This window comes from Terrabacter sp. P2_E3, from assembly GCF_056403915.1.
This window is the reverse complement of sequence record NZ_JBFUEN010000004.1, coordinates 151,260-167,965: the sequence shown is the minus strand read 5'-3', so window position 1 is coordinate 167,965 and position 16,706 is coordinate 151,260. Positions and strand designations below refer to the sequence as shown.

Annotated in this window: 19 protein-coding genes; 4 read left to right on the top strand and 15 right to left on the bottom strand. The window is 72.0% G+C overall.

The window, feature by feature from the left end; all coding sequences use genetic code 11:
- Window positions 1–86: 86 nt before the first annotated feature.
- On the bottom strand, window positions 87–1,025 hold the full coding sequence (locus AC1DW8_RS06835; RefSeq protein WP_478092791.1) for a WXG100 family type VII secretion target: 939 nt from the start codon (window positions 1,023–1,025) through the stop codon (window positions 87–89).
- A gap of 214 nt (window positions 1,026–1,239) precedes the next feature.
- Entirely contained in the window at window positions 1,240–2,031 is a 792-nt protein-coding gene (locus AC1DW8_RS06830) for an isoprenyl transferase (RefSeq protein ID WP_056778173.1), read from the bottom strand.
- A gap of 211 nt (window positions 2,032–2,242) precedes the next feature.
- Here AC1DW8_RS06830 and trhA point away from each other — a divergent pair, with 211 nt between their 5' ends.
- Window positions 2,243–2,977: a PAQR family membrane homeostasis protein TrhA gene (trhA, locus tag AC1DW8_RS06825; protein WP_056778170.1), complete on the top strand. Its 735-nt coding sequence runs from the start codon at window positions 2,243–2,245 to the stop codon at window positions 2,975–2,977.
- Window positions 2,978–3,079: 102 nt separating this feature from the next.
- Here trhA and AC1DW8_RS06820 read toward each other — a convergent pair whose 3' ends face one another.
- Together AC1DW8_RS06820 and mca are read right to left on the bottom strand one after the other, a co-directional pair.
- Window positions 3,080–3,352, bottom strand: coding sequence for a hypothetical protein (locus AC1DW8_RS06820; RefSeq protein ID WP_478092788.1), 273 nt, complete (start codon window positions 3,350–3,352; stop codon window positions 3,080–3,082).
- Entirely contained in the window at window positions 3,349–4,398 is a 1,050-nt protein-coding gene (mca, locus tag AC1DW8_RS06815) for a mycothiol conjugate amidase Mca (protein WP_235508720.1), read from the bottom strand. Before mca ends, AC1DW8_RS06820 begins: the two co-directional genes overlap by 4 nt.
- 180 nt (window positions 4,399–4,578) lie before the next feature.
- On the opposite strand from mca, the gene AC1DW8_RS06810 reads away from it, so the two are divergent.
- Complete coding sequence (locus AC1DW8_RS06810; RefSeq protein WP_056778165.1) at window positions 4,579–4,950, top strand: DUF4307 domain-containing protein; 372 nt, start codon at window positions 4,579–4,581, stop codon at window positions 4,948–4,950.
- Window positions 4,951–5,159: 209 nt separating this feature from the next.
- Window positions 5,160–5,645, top strand: a complete 486-nt coding sequence (greA, locus tag AC1DW8_RS06805; RefSeq protein ID WP_056778162.1) for a transcription elongation factor GreA — start codon at window positions 5,160–5,162, stop codon at window positions 5,643–5,645.
- A gap of 172 nt (window positions 5,646–5,817) precedes the next feature.
- Here greA and AC1DW8_RS06800 read toward each other — a convergent pair whose 3' ends face one another.
- From AC1DW8_RS06800 to AC1DW8_RS06790, 3 genes are all read right to left on the bottom strand, one after another.
- Complete coding sequence (locus AC1DW8_RS06800; RefSeq protein ID WP_478092781.1) at window positions 5,818–6,807, bottom strand: hypothetical protein; 990 nt, start codon at window positions 6,805–6,807, stop codon at window positions 5,818–5,820.
- 188 nt (window positions 6,808–6,995) lie between these two features.
- Window positions 6,996–8,345 carry a glutamate mutase L gene (locus tag AC1DW8_RS06795; protein ID WP_478092780.1) on the bottom strand — a complete coding sequence of 450 codons (1,350 nt, stop codon included), beginning with the start codon at window positions 8,343–8,345 and terminating at the stop codon, window positions 6,996–6,998.
- A 30-nt stretch (window positions 8,346–8,375) separates the two neighbouring features.
- On the bottom strand, window positions 8,376–9,554 hold the full coding sequence (locus AC1DW8_RS06790; RefSeq protein ID WP_056778153.1) for a cystathionine gamma-synthase: 1,179 nt from the start codon (window positions 9,552–9,554) through the stop codon (window positions 8,376–8,378).
- Between the two features lie 114 nt (window positions 9,555–9,668).
- Between AC1DW8_RS06790 and AC1DW8_RS06785 the strand changes: the two genes are divergently transcribed.
- A complete protein-coding gene (locus AC1DW8_RS06785; RefSeq protein WP_478092777.1) occupies window positions 9,669–10,382 on the top strand; it encodes an SGNH/GDSL hydrolase family protein in 714 nt (237 codons plus the stop codon).
- Window positions 10,383–10,431: 49 nt separating this feature from the next.
- Here the strand turns inward: AC1DW8_RS06785 and AC1DW8_RS06780 are convergent, their stop codons facing one another.
- The 8 genes from AC1DW8_RS06780 to AC1DW8_RS06745 form a co-directional block, all read right to left on the bottom strand.
- The gene (locus AC1DW8_RS06780) at window positions 10,432–11,241 is read right to left on the bottom strand and encodes an amino acid ABC transporter ATP-binding protein (RefSeq protein ID WP_304437922.1); all 810 of its coding nucleotides are present in this window, start codon (window positions 11,239–11,241) and stop codon (window positions 10,432–10,434) included.
- Window positions 11,238–11,906 (bottom strand): amino acid ABC transporter permease, encoded by a 669-nt coding sequence (locus tag AC1DW8_RS06775; protein WP_056778147.1) that lies wholly within the window; start codon window positions 11,904–11,906, stop codon window positions 11,238–11,240. The genes AC1DW8_RS06780 and AC1DW8_RS06775 overlap by 4 nt, the downstream gene beginning before the upstream one ends.
- Before the next feature lie 7 nt (window positions 11,907–11,913).
- A complete protein-coding gene (locus tag AC1DW8_RS06770) occupies window positions 11,914–12,726 on the bottom strand; it encodes a transporter substrate-binding domain-containing protein (RefSeq protein ID WP_478092774.1) in 813 nt (270 codons plus the stop codon).
- A 167-nt stretch (window positions 12,727–12,893) separates the two neighbouring features.
- Window positions 12,894–13,382 carry a DUF4825 domain-containing protein gene (locus tag AC1DW8_RS06765; protein ID WP_478092771.1) on the bottom strand — a complete coding sequence of 163 codons (489 nt, stop codon included), beginning with the start codon at window positions 13,380–13,382 and terminating at the stop codon, window positions 12,894–12,896.
- Between the two features lie 115 nt (window positions 13,383–13,497).
- Complete coding sequence (locus tag AC1DW8_RS06760; RefSeq protein WP_478092769.1) at window positions 13,498–14,118, bottom strand: response regulator; 621 nt, start codon at window positions 14,116–14,118, stop codon at window positions 13,498–13,500.
- Window positions 14,115–15,563 carry a sensor histidine kinase gene (locus tag AC1DW8_RS06755; RefSeq protein ID WP_478092767.1) on the bottom strand — a complete coding sequence of 483 codons (1,449 nt, stop codon included), beginning with the start codon at window positions 15,561–15,563 and terminating at the stop codon, window positions 14,115–14,117. The genes AC1DW8_RS06760 and AC1DW8_RS06755 overlap by 4 nt, the downstream gene beginning before the upstream one ends.
- Window positions 15,564–15,613: 50 nt before the next feature.
- On the bottom strand, window positions 15,614–16,096 hold the full coding sequence (locus AC1DW8_RS06750; protein WP_056826754.1) for a hypothetical protein: 483 nt from the start codon (window positions 16,094–16,096) through the stop codon (window positions 15,614–15,616).
- Between the two features lie 45 nt (window positions 16,097–16,141).
- On the bottom strand, window positions 16,142–16,555 hold the full coding sequence (locus tag AC1DW8_RS06745; RefSeq protein WP_478092765.1) for a hypothetical protein: 414 nt from the start codon (window positions 16,553–16,555) through the stop codon (window positions 16,142–16,144).
- Between the last annotated feature and the right edge of the window lie 151 nt (window positions 16,556–16,706).

Here is a 16,706-nt window from a genome sequence, read left to right as displayed (position 1 = left end):
GTCGTGCGGTCGGCGCGTGGGCCCTGTCGTCACGTCAACGATGCCGGGTGCCCGGGGGTTTCGCCTCCCGGGGCCCTCGGGACCGGTCAGAACGGCCACGCCTTGTCGGCGAGGTCGCCGATCGCGTCGCCGGTGTCGGAGGCGAAGTCGCCGACGGCGTCGACGGCGTCACCGGTGAAGTCGGTGATCGTGTCCCAGTTGTCGTAGACGAGCTGGCCGACCGCCATGCCGCCGGCGGCGATGCCGCAGACGACGTCGACGGGGGGCGGCGTCATGAGCGCCGCGGCACCGAGGCCCGTCATGACGGAGTCGTAGCCGGCACGGCCGTAGTTGCCCTCGGAGATGTCGTTGGCCACGGTGAAGCCACCGAAGGCCACACCGATCGGGCCCAGCGCCTTGCCGACGGTGCCGAGCGTGCGGGCCAACGCTCCGCCCTCGGCGAGCGACGGCATGAAGCGCGAGAGGGTGCTCCAGTTCTTCGGGTTGAGCGCGTCGCCGAACTCGGCGAGCCGGCCGGTGCTCCACGCGTTCTTGAGGTTGGCGAACAGGCCCGTCGCGCGGTCCCAGCTGCCGAGGTTGGAGAGGAAGTTCTTGATCTTCATGCCCGTGCCGAGCAGGCCGACAGCCGTGCCGAGGCCCTTGATCGGGGTCCACAGCGACTTGAGCAGGTCGTAGCCCGGGATGCCACCGTCACCGCCGCTGCCCCCGCTGCCACCGGACCCGCCGGGTCCCCCGCCCGAGCCGGAGCCACCCTGGCCGCTCGTGCTGTCCTGGGCGCCGGCGTTGCGGCGCAGCGCCTCGGCGAGCTTGCCGAGGTCGGTGCCGAACTGGGTCAGCTGCGCCTCGACCGGCGGCCAGCGGTCCATCAGGTGGTCGAGGTCGGCGCCACCCCACTGGCCCTTGAGGGCGTGGACCGCACGGCTCGCCTCTCCCTTGAGGGTGTCGCACTCACGGGCGTGCCCGGTGAAGCGCTCGGCCGACGCCCGCAGGGCCACCGGGTCGGCACCCTTCCTGTAGATCGCCATCTCTCGTACTCCCCTGACGTCGTCGCCGTGTTCGTCGTGCTCGTGCCGGCCGGCTCGGAGCCGCTGTGCGTGCCCCGGCGTCTCGGCCCACCCGCAACCTACGCAACCGCGCCAACCCGGACAATGGGGAGGACTCCCCACGGCTGCGGCGTGTCGCAGCAGGACCGCCGGTGGTCGGCCGAGCGGACGGTCGAGCGGTCGGTCGAGCGGTCGGTCAGCCGCCGAAGCGACGGTGCCGGCCGGCATACGCCCTGAGCGCGCGGAGGAAGTCGACGTGGCGGAAGTCGGGCCAGTAGGCCTCGCAGAAGTAGAACTCCGACGTCGCGCTCTGCCACAGCAGGAAACCACCGAGCCGCTGCTCGCCCGACGTGCGGATGACGAGGTCGGGGTCGGGCTGGCCCTTGGTGTAGAGGTGCCCGGCGATGTCCTCGACCGTGAGCTCCGCGGCGATCTGCTCGATGGTCTCGCCGTCAGCGGCCCGCGCGAGCAGCAGGTCGCGCACGGCGTCGGCGATCTCGCGGCGTCCGCCGTAGCCGACGGCGACGTTGACGATCATCCCGTCGACGTCCTGGGTGCGCTCGGCCGACGCGCTGAGGCTCGCGGCCGTCTCGGGCGGCAGGAGCTCGAGGGCGCCGACGATCTTGAGGTGCCAGTGCCCCGACTCGGCGAGGTCGGCGACGGCCGTCTCGATGATCTTGAGGAGCGGGGCGAGCTCCTCCTCGGCGCGGCTCAGGTTGTCCGTCGAGAGCAGCCAGAGGGTGACGTACTCGACGCCCGCCTCGCGGCACCACTCGAGCAGCTCCTCGATCTTGTCGGCCCCGGCCTGGTGGCCGCTGGCCGTGCCGGCGCCGCGGGCCTTGGCCCACCGCCGGTTGCCGTCGAGCATGACGGCGACGTGCCGCGGGAGCGCCTCCTTGGGGAGGTCCTTGAGGACTCGGCGCTCGTACGCGCCGTAGACCACATCGCGCCACCCCACGGGGCCTCCTCGTCGACTCGCTCGTGTCATCGCCGGTCACGGTCTGGGCAGCCCCGAGCGGGCCGCGGTCCCACCGTACCGCTCGCCCATCGGCGTGCCGAGGCGGTCGGGCGGGAGTCGTCGCGAGGCTTTGGTGACGGCCTCGTGAGGGTCTCGTGGAGGTGGCCGGGGGCCCGGGGCACTCAGGAATCCTTGAACCTACGTTGCCGTAACTTACGGTTGCGTAGGTTACAGTGGGGCGATGAGCAGCACCCCCGAGCCCACCGCTGGCCACAGCCCTGACCCCAGCACCGAGGACCCGTCGGGCACTCCCGTCGCCGACCTCGTCGCGATCGTCAAGCCCCGCCTGCGCGGCTGGCTGCACCTCGCCATGTTCCCCGTCGCCCTCATCGGCGGCCTGGTCCTCGTGCTCGTCTCCGAACCCGGGTCCGTGCGCACGGCCTCGATCGTCTTCACGATCAGCGCCGCCCTGCTCTTCGGGGTCTCGGCCGTCTACCACCGCGGCACGTGGGGCCCGAAGATGTCGGGCCTGCTCAAGCGGTTCGACCACTCGAACATCTACCTCATCATCGCGGGCACCTACACGCCGTTCGCCGTGACGCTCCTGCCGGCCGATCAGGCCCGGCTGCTGCTCCTCGTCATCTGGGGCGGCGCCATCGCCGGCGTCCTCTTCCGGGTCTTCTGGGTCGGCGCCCCGCGCTGGCTCTACACGGCGCTCTACCTCGCGCTCGGCTGGGCCGCCATCTTCTACGTCGTGCCGTTCTGGCGCGAGGGTGGCCCGCTCATCGGCTCGCTCATCGGCCTCGGCGGCCTCATGTACACCGCCGGCGGCATCGTCTACGGCACGAAGCGGCCCAACCCGTGGCCGCGGTGGTTCGGGTTCCACGAGGTCTTCCACGCCTTCACCCTCGGCGGCTTCCTCACCCACTTCGTGGCGGTGACGCTCGCCGTCATCGGCTACCAGGCAGCGACGTGACGCCGGTAGGCCTCGCGAGCACCTGAGCCCAGAACGTCCGAACGCCCCGGCACCGTGCCGGGGCGTTCGTCGTGTCCGAGGGCGTATGCCGCCCGCAGCGTCTCAGGGGCGGGGGGCCTCGCCGTCCGGGCGAGGGTCGTCGCCCGACTCGTCCACGTCGGGGTCCGGCGTGCCGGCCGTCGCTGGCTCGTCCTTCGTGCCGACGACGTCGGCGTCCGCGGCGAACTGCTCGGCCCGGTCCCGGTCGCGGTAGGCCATCCGACGCAGCCGGCTGTTCATGTTGCGCACGAGGAACCACAGCGCGATCGCGAGCACGAGGAACGCGATGAAGCCCCAGATGCCGGGCCCGATCGGGAGGTTGCCGCCGCCGCTCATCGCGCGTCCGCCTTCTCGCTGTCGCTGTCGGCGTCGTCGTCCTCGTCGGTGTGCGTGTCGGAGCTGTCGCCGTGGGCGCGACCGGACTCCTGCTCGGCCTCCTCGGGCTCGGGCGCGTCGGTGACCCGGCCGTCGTGGACGAGCTCGAGGTCGGTGCGGGTCGCGAGCGCGTCGGCCTCTGCGGGGGTTCCCAGCCCGGCGAAGAGGTCGTCCTCCCCGTCGGCGATCTCGACGTAGGACAGGGCGGCCTCGAACTCCTCGACGCCCCAGACCCGCGTCTGGATCTCGAGCGGCACCTGGAACCAGAAGCCGTCGGGGTCGACCTGCGTCGCGTGCGCCATGAGCGCACGGTCACGGGTCTCGAAGAACTCGCCGCAGGCGATCGTCGTCGTGGGGCGTCCGGAACGACGCGGCTTCCAGTTGGCCAGCCACTCGGCATACGGGCTCTCGAGTCCCTCGGCGAGCATCGCGTCGTGGATCGCCTCGAGGCGGTCCTTGGACCAGCCGCCGTTGTAGTAGATCTTGAGCGGCTGCCACGGCTCGCCGGCGTGCGGGTAGCGGGCCGGGTCGCCCGCCGCCTCGAAGGCCGCCATGGAGACCGTGTGGCACATGATGTGGTCGGGGTGGGGGTAGCCACCCTTCTCGTCGTACGTCGTCATGACGTGCGGTCGCCACGCGCGGATGACCCGGACAAGCGCCTCGGTGGTCACGTCGATGTCCTCGAGACCGAAGCAGCCGTCGGGCAGCGGCGGCAGCGGGTCGCCCTCCGGCAGACCGGAGTCGACGAAGCCGAGCCACGTGTGCTCGCAGCCGAGCACCTCCTGCGCGGCCTTCATCTCGTCGCGGCGCACCTGGGCGATGTCGCGCAGGATGTGCGGGTCGTCCTTCAGCTTCTCGTTGAGGATGTCGCCGCGCTCGCCGCCCGTGCACGACACGACCATGACGGAGGTGCCGGCGGCGACGTACCTGGCCGTCGTCGCGGCGCCCTTGCTCGACTCGTCGTCGGGGTGCGCGTGCACCGCCATCAAACGCATGCCCTCGGCCACGTGGCTCCCTGTTCGTCGTCAGTTTCGTGGGTGGGACGCGGGTGGCTGGTGGTGTCCGGTGCCCCTCGGCGTCCGGGTCCGTGCAGCTCGCGCCGTGCCATGGGAGACACTGGACCCGTCCGCCATCCTCTCACTCCCTCGCACCTGACGATGCGCGGGCTCGAACCGCCAGGACTCCGTATGCCGTCCCGCACGACCCTGCCCCGCCCCGCCCCCGGCCAGCTGAAGTGGTGGGTCGTCGGCACGGTCGGCATCCTCGCCGGTGTCGGCCTCGCGATCTGGTTCGGCCTGTCATCCACGCTGGGGCAGCCGACGTGGCAGACCTTCGGCTACAAGGTGGTCAGCGACCAGCAGGTGCGCGTCGACTTCCAGGTCTACCGCCCGGGCGGCACGGCCCTGACCTGCACGGTCGAGGCGCTGTCGCGCGACTTCGCGCCCGTCGGGACGAGCACCGTGCAGGTGCCGGCGAGCGCCGAGGAGACGACGAACGAGTCGGTGACGCTCCGCACGACGTCGCGCGCGGTGACCGGCCAGGTCAAGTCCTGCTCCTGAGCGGGGACGCCATGGTGGTCGCCCGGCGCGAAAATGCCGCGTGAACTGCGCGTTTGCCGCTCATTTTGTTATCCTTGTTGCTTCATCCAGGGTCCGGACCCGTCGCCGACCGGCATCACGAGTCGACGACACCACGGTTCGGGCCCATTTTTTTGTGCAGGCGCCCACGCGAGCACCGCGTGGGCGCTGTTCTTCCAAGGAGTGACACCGTGACCGAGACTGCCTCTGGCTTCCTGACCCAGGAGGCCCACGACCGCCTCAAGGCGGAGCTCGACCAGCTGACGGGCGAAGGTCGCATCGAGATCGCGCACAAGATCGAGGAGGCCCGCGAGGAGGGCGACCTCAAGGAGAACGGCGGCTACCACGCCGCCCGCGAGGAGCAGGGCAAGATGGAGGCCCGCATCCGCCAGCTGACCGAGCTGCTCCAGAACGCGACGATCGGCGAGACGCCCCCCGACGACGGCGTCGTCGAGCCCGGCATGCTCGTGACCGTCGAGATCTTCGGCGACGAGGAGACGTTCCTGCTCGGCAACCGCGAGATCGCCGACGGCTCCGACCTCCAGGTCTTCTCCGAGAAGTCCGCCATGGGCGCCGCCATCAACGGCAAGAGCGTCGGCGACAGCACGAGCTACGTCGCCCCCAACGGCAAGACCATCGGCGTCAAGATCATCGCCGCGAAGCCCTACACCGGCTGAGCACGCACCGACGCCTGACCGAGCGGGTCGGCCCCTCCACGGAGGGGCCGGCCCGCTCGCACATCCCCACTCACCCGTCGAAAGGCCAAAGTTCGCGGGTCCCCAAGCGTCGAAAGGCCAGAGTTCGCGGGTCCCTGACCGTCGAAAGGCCAATGATCGCGGTTGCCCACCGCTAAGACCGTCGACGGCGAGGCCGAGCGAACTGAGCAGGCGCGAAGAACTGCGGCGCGGCGGCAATCACGTCCAGCACGTGAGCGTTGACCCCCAGGCAGCCGGCGATCTCGCGCAGCTTCGCGGCACGGGCTTCGTGCTCGAACACGTCGGCAGAGACGATCTCGACGACGGCCCAGTCGCCTCGCTCGACCCGGTCACGGCGGAGACCGTCATGGACCTTGTCCCGTGAGCGAGTGTGGAACTCGACGCCCATGTACTCCCCCACAACACGTTGCTCCTCCCAGACGAGGTCGCCGAACCCGAGCCACTCGGCGGTGTGACTGACCACCGGGCGGTTGTGACGAGGCTCCGGAAGTCCTGCCCGAGTGACCATCAGACGGCTACGGGTCTCCATGGGCGACCACGCTCCGAGCCGCACCCGTGGCAGGGCGAACGTCAGGGTCACCTTGCCACGGGGCCGCACCCGCGCCTCGACGGCCCGCTTGAGCGGGGCGACCTCCCCGAGGAGGTTTGCTGCCGCATCGCCCGCAACGATGAGGTCATCGAGGCCAACCGGGAGTCCGGCACCGACGTACTCCCCGAGGTCCGCCCACGTGTCCGCAGGACCGACGACCGGAAGACCGTGAACCTCGACGACCCCTCGCGACTCCAGACCGCGGTGGCCCATCACCTCGCCGCGCCGGATCCGATTGGCATCGGTGCGCGTGACGATGTGGATGTGCGGATCCTCGTCGAGCGCGTACGGCAGCGGGATCCCGAGGAGACGAGCCGCCGTGGCGTGCGCGAAGGCGAACTCCTGGGGCGCCGCGGCGGCGAACGCATACGTACGCTCGAGCAGCGTCATCGGAATCTCGACGGTGCGGACGCCCGGTGTCGGGGTCCACAGGTCGTCGGCACGCAGTCGAGAGGGTGTCACTCCCCGTCGGAGTGCCTCGGACGTCCTGAAGGGACGAGTGAGCAGGTCGGGTGGCAGTGCTTGGGCTTCCATGCCCAGACGGTCCGGCGCCATGGCACGTCGCGCGACGCCCGTCGGGTCACCTGTGCGTAACGGCGCCTGCGGCCAAAGAGGTGTGGACAACGGTTGGTGCCCGCAAACGTTGGCCTTTCGACGGGTCAGCACCCGCAAACGTTGGCCCCTCGACGGGTCAGCACCCGCAAACGTTGGCCTTTCGACGGTTAGAGGGTTTGGGTGGCTACGGCTCGGGCGAGGTGGCCCTCGTCGGGGTCGTCGGCGAGCAGGCCGGCCGCGTAGAGGAGGTATGCCGTGTCGACCGTCGCGCGGGCGGCGCGCGGCACCTTCCAGCCACCGGCGTGGTCGGCGAGGACCGCGCCGAGCACGTGGTCGCGCCCGGCCGCGTCGGTGTGGCGCAGCACTCCCCCAGACCCGACGAGCGCCGTGACGTTCGCGAGCGGTCGCGGCGACTCCGTCGGCTGGGCCGGGCGTGCGTGCCGGCGCACCGCGACGAGCGCCGCCAGCCGCGCGAGCTCGAGGTCGAGGGCGCGCTCGGCGTCGTCGACGGGGAGCGAGCCGGGGCGCTCGTGGACGCGGGCGGCATACGCGGTCAGGGCGTCGCGGTCGGCGACGGTGTCGAGCAGGTGCTCGGCCACGGCGGCCTCGACGACGTGCTCGGCGTTCCACCGCATGCCGAGGTCGCCCTCGACGGTGCGGGCGTGCCACAGCGGGGCCACGACGTCCTTGCGCAGGCCGGCGTCCTCGCCCTCGGGGGTCAGGCAGGAGTAGACGTCGGTCGTCGCACCGCCGATGTCGACGACGAGGACGTCGCCGCCGTCGGTCACCGAGGCCAGCACCTCGACGCCGCGCAGGACGACGTCGGGGGTCGCGGCCTCGACCATCGCGGCGAAGGCCGGGTCCCGCGACAGCCCCTTGCCACCGATGACGTGGCGCAGGAACGCGTCGCGGATCGCGGCGCGTGCCGACTCCGGCGCGATGACCCCGATCTGCGGGAGGACGTTCTCGGCGAGGACCGTCGGCCGGCCCGTCGTCGCGAGGACGGCCGCCGCCTCGTCGCGCGCGTCGACGTTGCCGGCGACGACGACCGGCACGGCGTGCGCCCCGTGTCCGCCGATGGCGCCCTTGGCGAGCCGGGCGGCGTTGTGCAGCAGGACGTTGCTGTTGCCGCCGTCGGTGCCGCCGACGAGCAGGATCATGTCGGGCCGGGCCGCGCGGATGCCTGCGACGTCGGCGGTCGTCAGCTCCCCGGCCGCGACGTGGACGACCTTGGCCCCGGCGGACAGGCCGACCCGGTGCCCGGCCTGGGCCGTGACGGTGCGCTCGTAGCCGACGACGGCGAGCCGCAGCCCACCTCCCGCGCTCGAGCAGGCCCGCACCGTCGCGTCGGCGGGGACGTCCAGCTCGTCGCGCAGCGTCCGGTAGCCGTCGAGGATGTCACCGCTCCCCTGCGTTCCGGTCGTCGGGGTCGACGCCGTGCCGAGCACGGCGCCGTCGTCGGCGAAGAGGGCACCCTTGGTGAACGTCGACCCGAAGTCGACGGCGAGGATCGTCATGCGCGGTGGTGGTCTCGTGGCCCGGAGCGGTCAGCCGTGGATGTCGAGCGCCTCGCGCAGGTCGGCGATGAGGTCGTCGACGTCCTCGATGCCGACCGAGAGGCGGATGAGGTCGGACGGCACCTCGAGCTCGGTGCCGGCGACGCTCGCGTGCGTCATGCGACCCGGGTGCTCGATGAGCGACTCGACACCGCCGAGCGACTCGCCCAGGGTCCAGAGGCTCACGGCCGCGCACGCCTTGACGGCGGCGTCCTCACCGCGACGCATCCGGAAGCTGACCATGCCGCCGAAGCGCTTCATCTGGCGCGCGGCGACGTCGTGGTTGGCGTGGCCGGGCAGCCCCGGGTAGAGCACCTGGGAGACGCCGTCGTGGCCCTCGAGGAACTCGACGACCTTCTCGGCGTTGTCGCAGTGGCGCTCCATGCGGATGGCGAGGGTCTTGAGCCCGCGCAGGGTCAGCCACGAGTCAAACGGCCCGGCGACGCCGCCGATGCTGTTCTGGTGGAAGGCGATCCGCTCCTCGGCGTCCTCGTAGCCGGGCACCGTGATGCTCCTGGCCGTCACGACGGCACCCCCGACGACGTCGCTGTGGCCGCCGGAGTACTTCGTCGTCGAGTGCGTCACGACGTCGGCGCCGAGCGCGAGCGGGCTCTGGAGGTAGGCCGTCGCGAACGTGTTGTCGACAACGAGCACGGCGCCCGCCTCGTGGGCGATCGCGGCGATGGCCTCGATGTCGGCGATGCCGAGCAGCGGGTTGGTCGGGGTCTCGACCCAGACCATCTTCGTCTGCCCGGGACGGATCGCGGCACGGACCGCCTCGAGGTCGCCCATGTTGGCGATGGAGTGCTCGATGCCCTGGGGCTTCGCGACCTTGTTGAAGTAGCGGTACGTGCCGCCGTAGGCGTCGTTCGGGACGACGACGTGGTCGCCGGGGACGAGCAGAGCGCGGGCGACCGTGTCCTGGCCGGCGAGGCCGGACGCGAAGGCGAAGCCGCGACTGCCGCCCTCGAGCGCGGCGATGCACTCCTCGAGCGCGGTGCGGGTCGGGTTGGCCGACCGGCTGTACTCGTAGCCGTTGCGGAAGCCGCCGATGCCGTCCTGCTTGTAGGTCGAGACCTGGTAGATCGGGGGCACCACCGCTCCGGTGAGCTCGTCGGCCTCCTGGCCGGCGTGGATGGCGCGTGTGGAGAAGCCGTGCTCGTCAGACATGAGGACGAGCCTATGCCCTGAGCCGCGGCCCCCCGAAGCCCGTCGGGCTCCGCCGCGCACCCGCGACGGCGGCGCTGCGGCGGAGGTCACACCGACGTCTGCGATGCTGCCCTCGTGGCGCCCGACTTCGACTACAGCAACCGCAGCGACCGGCCGCGTGGTCCGGTGCTGTCGGCGCTCTCGACGGCCTTCCCCGGCATCCGCTCGGTCCAGGAGCAGGTGCTGCCGTATGCCGGGTGGTGGGAGTCCCACAACCGCGTGGCCGCCGCGGGTGGCGGGCCTTTATGGGTCGCCCTCGGCGACTCGATGACGCAGGGCATCGGCGCGAGCGCCCCGGACCGCGGGTGGGTCGGGCAGCTGAGCGAGCGGCTCGCCGTGCGCGGCTGGGACCACCGCATCGTCAACCTCGGGGTCAACGGCGCGCGGGTCGAGGACGTGCTCGACCGGCAGCTACCGGCTCTCGAGTCCCTCGCCGCGGACGGCCAGACGCCCATGCTGGTCACGGTCGTCATCGGTTCGAACGACGTCGTCGTGCGCCGCCACCGTCGTGGGCTCGTCGAGCGCTTCGCGGCGATGCTCGACCGGCTGCCCGAGGGTGCCCTCGTCTCGAACCTGCCCAACCCGCACCGCGAGGCCCGCGCCGTCGACGCCATGCTGCGCGCCCGCGCCGACGCCGGACACCTCGTCCTCGTCGACATGCGCCGTGACGGGCCCCGGTCGTGGCGGGGCCGACTCGCGTCGGACAAGTTCCACCCCAACGACCGCGGCTACGCCGAGATGGCGACCGTCGTGGAGCGCGCCGTCGACCGGGCGGGCCTCATCGCCTGAGCCGGCCGGACGGCATACGTCCTCGGGTTGCGCTGCGCCGCAGCGCCGCTCAGTCGAGCGGGTCGAGGATGCGGTGCAGGAACTGGCGGGCGCGCTCGGTGCGCGGTCGGGTCAGCACCTCGTCCGGCGTGCCGCGCTCGACGACGACACCACCGTCCATGAAGAGCACCTGGTCCGCGACCTGCTGGGCGAAGCGGATCTCGTGCGTGACCACGACCATCGTCCAGCCCTGTGCCGCAAGGTTCTTCATGACCACGAGCACCTCGCCGACGAGCTCGGGGTCGAGGGCCGACGTCGGCTCGTCGAAGAGCATCAGCTTGGGCTTGATCGCGAGCGCGCGGGCGATGCCGACGCGCTGCTGCTGCCCGCCGGAGAGCTGGTAGGGGTAGGCGTCGGACTTCTCCTCGAGCCCGACGAGCCGCAGCAGCTCGCGGGCCTCCTCAGCCACCTCGGATCGGTCGCGACGCTGCGCGAGGACCGGGCCCGCCGTGACGTTCTCGAGCACCGTCAGGTGCGGGAAGAGATGGTGCGACTGGAAGACCATGCCGCTCTGGGCGCGGAGGGTCGCCACCTGCTGCCTGGTCACCGGACGCTGCGCGAAGTCGACCTCGACCTCACCGATGCGGACGACGCCCGCGTCGGCGACATCGAGCGCGTTGAGCGAGCGCAGCACCGTCGTCTTGCCCGAACCGGAAGGGCCGATGAGGACGGTGACGCTGCCCGGGGCGACCTCGAAGTCGATCGACCGGAGCACCTCGTGGTCGCCGAACGACTTCGCGAGGCCGGACACCGAGACGAGCGGGGCGGGCTGCGGCACAGCGGATTCCGCCGACATCAAGGGGGTGGTGGGCTCGGTCATGTCGAGACGTACCTGTTCTGTCGTTCCTCGAGACGGGCTTGGACGAAGGAGAGGACGAGGCACACGACCCAGTAGTAGACGGCGGCGACGCCGTAGAGCGCGAAGAACTCGTAGGTCGGTGCCGCCGCCTCCTGCGCCACGCGGAGCAGCTCGGTGACCTGGATGGTCGAGGCGAGCGAGGTGTCCTTGACGAGGGAGATGAGCGTGTTGGACAGCGGTGGGATGGCCGTGCGCACGGCTTGTGGCAGGACCACCCGGCGCAGGGTCGTGACGTAGCCCATCCCGACCGTCGAGGCCGCCTCCCACTGGCCCTTGGGGACCGAGAGGATGGCCGAACGGATCACCTCGGCCGCATAGCCACCGACGTTGAGCGTGAAGGCGACGACCGCGGCCGGGAAGGGGTCGAAGCGCACCCCGAGGGCGGGCAGGCCGTAGTAGATGATGAAGAGCTGGAGCAGCAGCGGCGTGCCACGGACCAGCGAGACGTAGATCCGCGCCAGGGACGAGACCACCCGCACCGACGACAGCCGCATGAGGGCGACGCCGAGGGCGAGGACCAGCCCGAGGACGAAGCTGATGAGGGTCAGCGGGATCGTCGTGGTCACCGTGGCCCGCAGGAGCGGGCCCAGCGAGTCGAGGATCAGCTGGGTCGTCTGTTCGTTCACGACCCGATCACGAACCGGAGGCGCCGGCCGGCTGCTTCGAGACGTCGGCCGAGAAGTACTTCTGCGAGATCTTCGTCAGGGTGCCGTCGGCCTCGAGGTCGGCGAACGCCTTGTCGATGGCGGCGACGAGGTCGGAGTCCTTGCGCGTCGCGACGACCTGCTCGGAGACGTCACCGGTCTTCGCCGCGATCTTCACCGTCGTGTCGCCCGTCGACTTCAGGTAGTCGAGGACCGCGAGGCTGTCGTTGACGGTCGCGTCGACACGCGACTGCTTGAGCAGCGTGATGGCCTGGGTGAACCCCTCGACCGACTCGACCTGGGCGCCGGCATCCTTGGCGACCTTGGCCCAGTTGCTCGTCAGGCTCTGCGCCGACTTCTTGCCCTCGAGGCTCGTGAGCGAGGAGATCGTCGCGTCGTCGGCTCGGGTGGCGATGACGCCCTCGGACCACGTGTAGGTGCTGCTCAGGCCGTAGAGGCCGGCGCGCTCCGGGTTCTTCGTGACCTGGTTGACGACGACGTCGTAGCGGTCAGCGGCCAGACCGGCGAAGATCGCGTCCCACGGCGTCTCGACGTACTCGACCTTGACGCCGAGCTTGTCGGCGACGGCCTTCGCGACCTCGACGTCGTAGCCGGTCAGGGCGTTCGTCTTCGGGTCGTGGAACGAGAACGGGGAGTAGGTGCCCTCCGTGGCGACGCGCAGGACGCCCGCCTGCTTGACGGACTCGAGGTCGGAGCCGCCACCGGAGCCGGTGCTGCAGGCGGTGAGGACGACGGCGACGAGCGTGGCGAGCAGGGCGGTGAGGGTGAACCTCGAACGCATGGTGGGCACTTCCTGGTGGATCGGTTGGATGGGTTCGGGACGGCCGCCAACCTATAAGCCCATCTTGGGATGGGCATAATCAGGTGTCGGCATGGTCCACCGCGTGCCAACCGAGCGCGAGCCGTTCGCATTCCCGCCCGGCGTGTCGCCCACCGCCGCGGAGGTGCTCAGTCGTCGAGCGAACGGACGTAGTCGGCGAGGGCGGCGCGGTCGGTGCCCAGCGTCTTGACGTCGTGCCCGAGGACCGCGGTCGCCTCGCGCGCCGTCAGGGAGAAGGTGCTGCCCGGGCCGGTGACGTGGACGGCGTCGAGGTTGGTCACGGTGCCGAGCAGCAGCGTGGCCGGTCCGGTGAGGTCGGTCGCGTCGAGCGGCTTGGCCGGGTCGGTGACGGCGATCGTCACGGCATACGGAGGGCGGGTCGTCCACAGCGAGAGCGTGTAGCTGCCGGCGGGCCCGAAGCCGGCGTCCCCGACGAGCGCGATGACCTTGGAGTTGTCGCCGACGTATGCCGTCCGGTCGGCCCAGAGCGCCTGCGCGCGGTCATCCGCAGCGACCGACACGGACGCGCCGGGAGACGGGGCGTCGGCCGGGGACGAGGTGCACCCGGCGAGGGCGACGACCCCGACGGCGAGCGAGGCGACGACGTTCCGGACCATGTGGGGTCTCCTGTCTGCGGCACCGACCACCGGTGCGCTGCAGGTCAGGGACGCGGCGCGCACTCCCCCGGTTCCCGTCGGCCGCGGTGGGATCGAGCCACTCCCCGCGAGGGCCTCATCCGACGCCGTGGTCGCGGGCCCAGAGCGCCGCCGACGTCCGGTCACCGACGCCGAGCCGGCGGAAGACGTTGCCGAGGTGCACCTTGACGGTGCGTTCGCTGATGCCGAGGGTGCGGGCGATCTGCTTGTTGGCGAGGCCTCGTGCGACGTGTTTCAGCACCTCGCGCTCGCGCTCGCTCAGGGCCGGCCCGGCCGAGCGCCGGTCGGGCGACGGGAGCAGCGCGCGAGCCACGCGCGGGTCGAGGGGCGCGTGCCCGGCGGCCGCGGCACGGACCGCGTCGAGGACGTCCCCGGGCTCGCTGTCCTTGAGCAGGTAGCCGATGGCCCCGGCCTCGACCGCGGCGCGAACCCGGTCGGCCTCCGCGAACGAGGTGAGGACGACGACGGGAGACGTGGTGCCGGCGGCGCGGAGGCGGCGGATCGCCTCGACGCCGTCGACGCCGGGCATCGAGAGGTCCATGAGGACGACGTCGGGACCGAGGTCGCCGACGACCACGACGGCCTCCGCCCCGTCGGCGGCCTCCCCGACGACGCGGAGGTCGTCGCTGGCGTCGATGATGGTGCGCAGGCCGGCACGGACCAGCCGGTGGTCGTCCACGACGACGACGGTCGTCATCCGTCCTCCTTCTGCACCGGGAGTGCGAGCAGCCACTGCGTGCCGCGTCCCGGCGCGGACCGGACCCTCAGGACCGCCCCGACGTCGGTCGCCAGGTCGGCGAGGACGCGTACGCCGAAGTGTCCCTCGAGACGGGGCAACAGTGTGGGATCGAAGCCGATCCCGTCGTCCCGGACCCGGAGCACGACCGGGCGCGCCGGGTCGGAGCCGTCGGCGGAGAGCCGGATCCAGACATGCGTGGCCCCGGCGTGGCGCACGACGTTGCGCAGGCACTCGCGGGTGACGCGGTGCGCCACCTGCTGGGCCAGCTCGCCGAGCCGCGCAGCCTGCTCCCCGTCGACGTCGACGGACACCGCGATGCCGCGTCCGGCGAGCGGACGTGCGAGGTCGGTGACGGCCGTCGCGAGGCCGGCGTCCGCGAGCCGCTCGGGGTAGATGTCGACGAGCAGGGAACGCAGGCCGGCGATGCTCGCCCGCACCGTCGAGGCCGCGTCGCTGATCGTCGAGGAGAGTGCCGAGCGGCCCTGTGCCCGTGCGGACTCCGCAGCGCCGCTGACGGCGAACGAGCTCGCGACGAGGTCCTGGACCGGACCGTCGTGGAGGTCGGCCGCGATGCGGCGGCGTTCCCGGGCCGAGGCGTCGACCGCGCGCCGCAGCAGGGACTCACGCTGCTCCTGCGCGGTGCCGAGCCGGTCGAGCAGACGCCAGATGATCGGGGCCATGAGGACGAGGAGCAGCAGGAGGCTGCTCGCGAGCACTCCGGCCAGACCGCGCCACAGGTCGAAGGCGCGCGTGCTGACGGGACCGTAGTCGCCGTAGACCTCGAAGAGCAGCTCGGAGCCGGACGGGGTCCACACCGGGCGGTACACCTCGAGGAGCTTGCCGCCGTAGCGCTCGAACTCGTTCTCGGACCGGTCGAGGTCGGACACCTCGGCCCGGGTCTGCGGCGCGACGAGCGTCTCGCGCTGCTCGGCGCCCAGCGCGAAGCGCTGACCCACGAGCCGCGTCTCGTCGGCGTAGACGATGCGTCCGTCCGGTGCCCACAGCTTGACCCTGACGATCCCGTTGGGCAGCACACGTGCACGGACGACCTGGTCGAGAGCGGCGTACGCCGCCGGGTCGCCGGTGAGGAGGGCATCCTGCAGCACGGGCTGGACGACGGCCAGGGCCAGCAGGTTCGTCGTGTGCGCCGCGTCGTTGACGGCTTCGCGCTCGGCGAGCCGGCTCGCCGCGAACGAGGCCCCGACCACGACGACGACGAAGACGACGAGGGCGGCGAGCCCGAGCTGCACGAGCATCCGGCGCCGGCTCGGCAGGGGGCGCACCCGCGCCGGGGCGACGCCGTCGGCGAGCGTCCACCAAGGGGGGAGGTCCCGGTGGTCACGCCCGCCGACGGCTCGCGGCGCGTCCGGGGGCTGGGGGTCCCCCGGGTGCGGCGCCGCCACAGGCACCGGGATCGTGTCCCCGGCGCCTGCGCGGTCGGTGCGCTGACTGGTCAGTGGTCGTCACCACCCGAGTCGTCCGAGCCGTGGCCTCCGGACGAGTGCGAGACGGACGCGTGCGAGCCGGAGTCATCGGAGCCGGACCGCCCCGACCCCGAGTCGTCGCCCCCCGAGTGCGACGACCCGGAACCGGAGGACCCGGACGAGCCGGAGCCCGAGGAGCCGGAGCCCGAGGAGCTCGAGCCAGACGAGCCCGACGCGCCGCCGGCACGGTGGTCGTCGCCGGCCTCCGCGCGGGAGTCGCGGGGACGGTCGCCGCCGTGGTCGTCACCGACCTCGGTGGTCCGGGTGGCGCTCGGGGTGGCGGACGGCATACCCGTCGGGGTCGGGTCGTCGTCGCCGGACTCCGGCAGGAGCTGCGCCGACGCGGGGACGCGGGCGGGGACGCTCTGGGCGAAGGAGCTGTTGCCGACGAGGCCGAGGGTGGCCGGGACGAGGGCGGCGACCGCAGCCGCGGCGAGGGTGAGGCGTCTCATGGGGGTGGACCTTTCGTGGGTGGGTGCGAGGGCGGAGGGCTGCGGTCAGCCCGGGTAGACGACCGTGGCTCGGCACTCCTGGCCCGTCGCCGCGTAGCGGGCGTAGGCGCGGATCGTGTCCGAGCCGGCGCGGTTCGTGACGAGGCTGCGCACCGTGAACGAGCCGCTCGGCGCCGTCGTGACGGCGGACCCGGACCAGACCGGGACGGTGTTGTCGCTGAGCGCGGCGCTCCAGCGCTGGCCGACGCGGTTGCTGTCGACCTCGAGCTCGACCTGGATCCGGCGGTCGTCCTGCTTGGCCTTGAGCGTCCACCTCGCGCCGGCCGAGCAGGTGCCCGACGTGCGCACCTCGAGTCCCTTGGCCGAGGCGGCCGGCGCGAGGGTGCCGGCGCCTGACGCGAGGGCTGCTGCGACGAGGGCGATGGCGGACGTGGCGGTGAGAGTTCGGCGAGTCCTCATGCGTGACCTCCTGGTGGGGGCCCGTCCCGGGTGGTCCGCGGCGGGTCAGCGGGTGCTGTGGGTCCACCGTGCGTCCTCGGGGCGGGCAGGCACCATCGGGCTTTGGTCCTAGTACCTGCTCACGACGACGCCGTGCAGCCGCCGTGGGTTC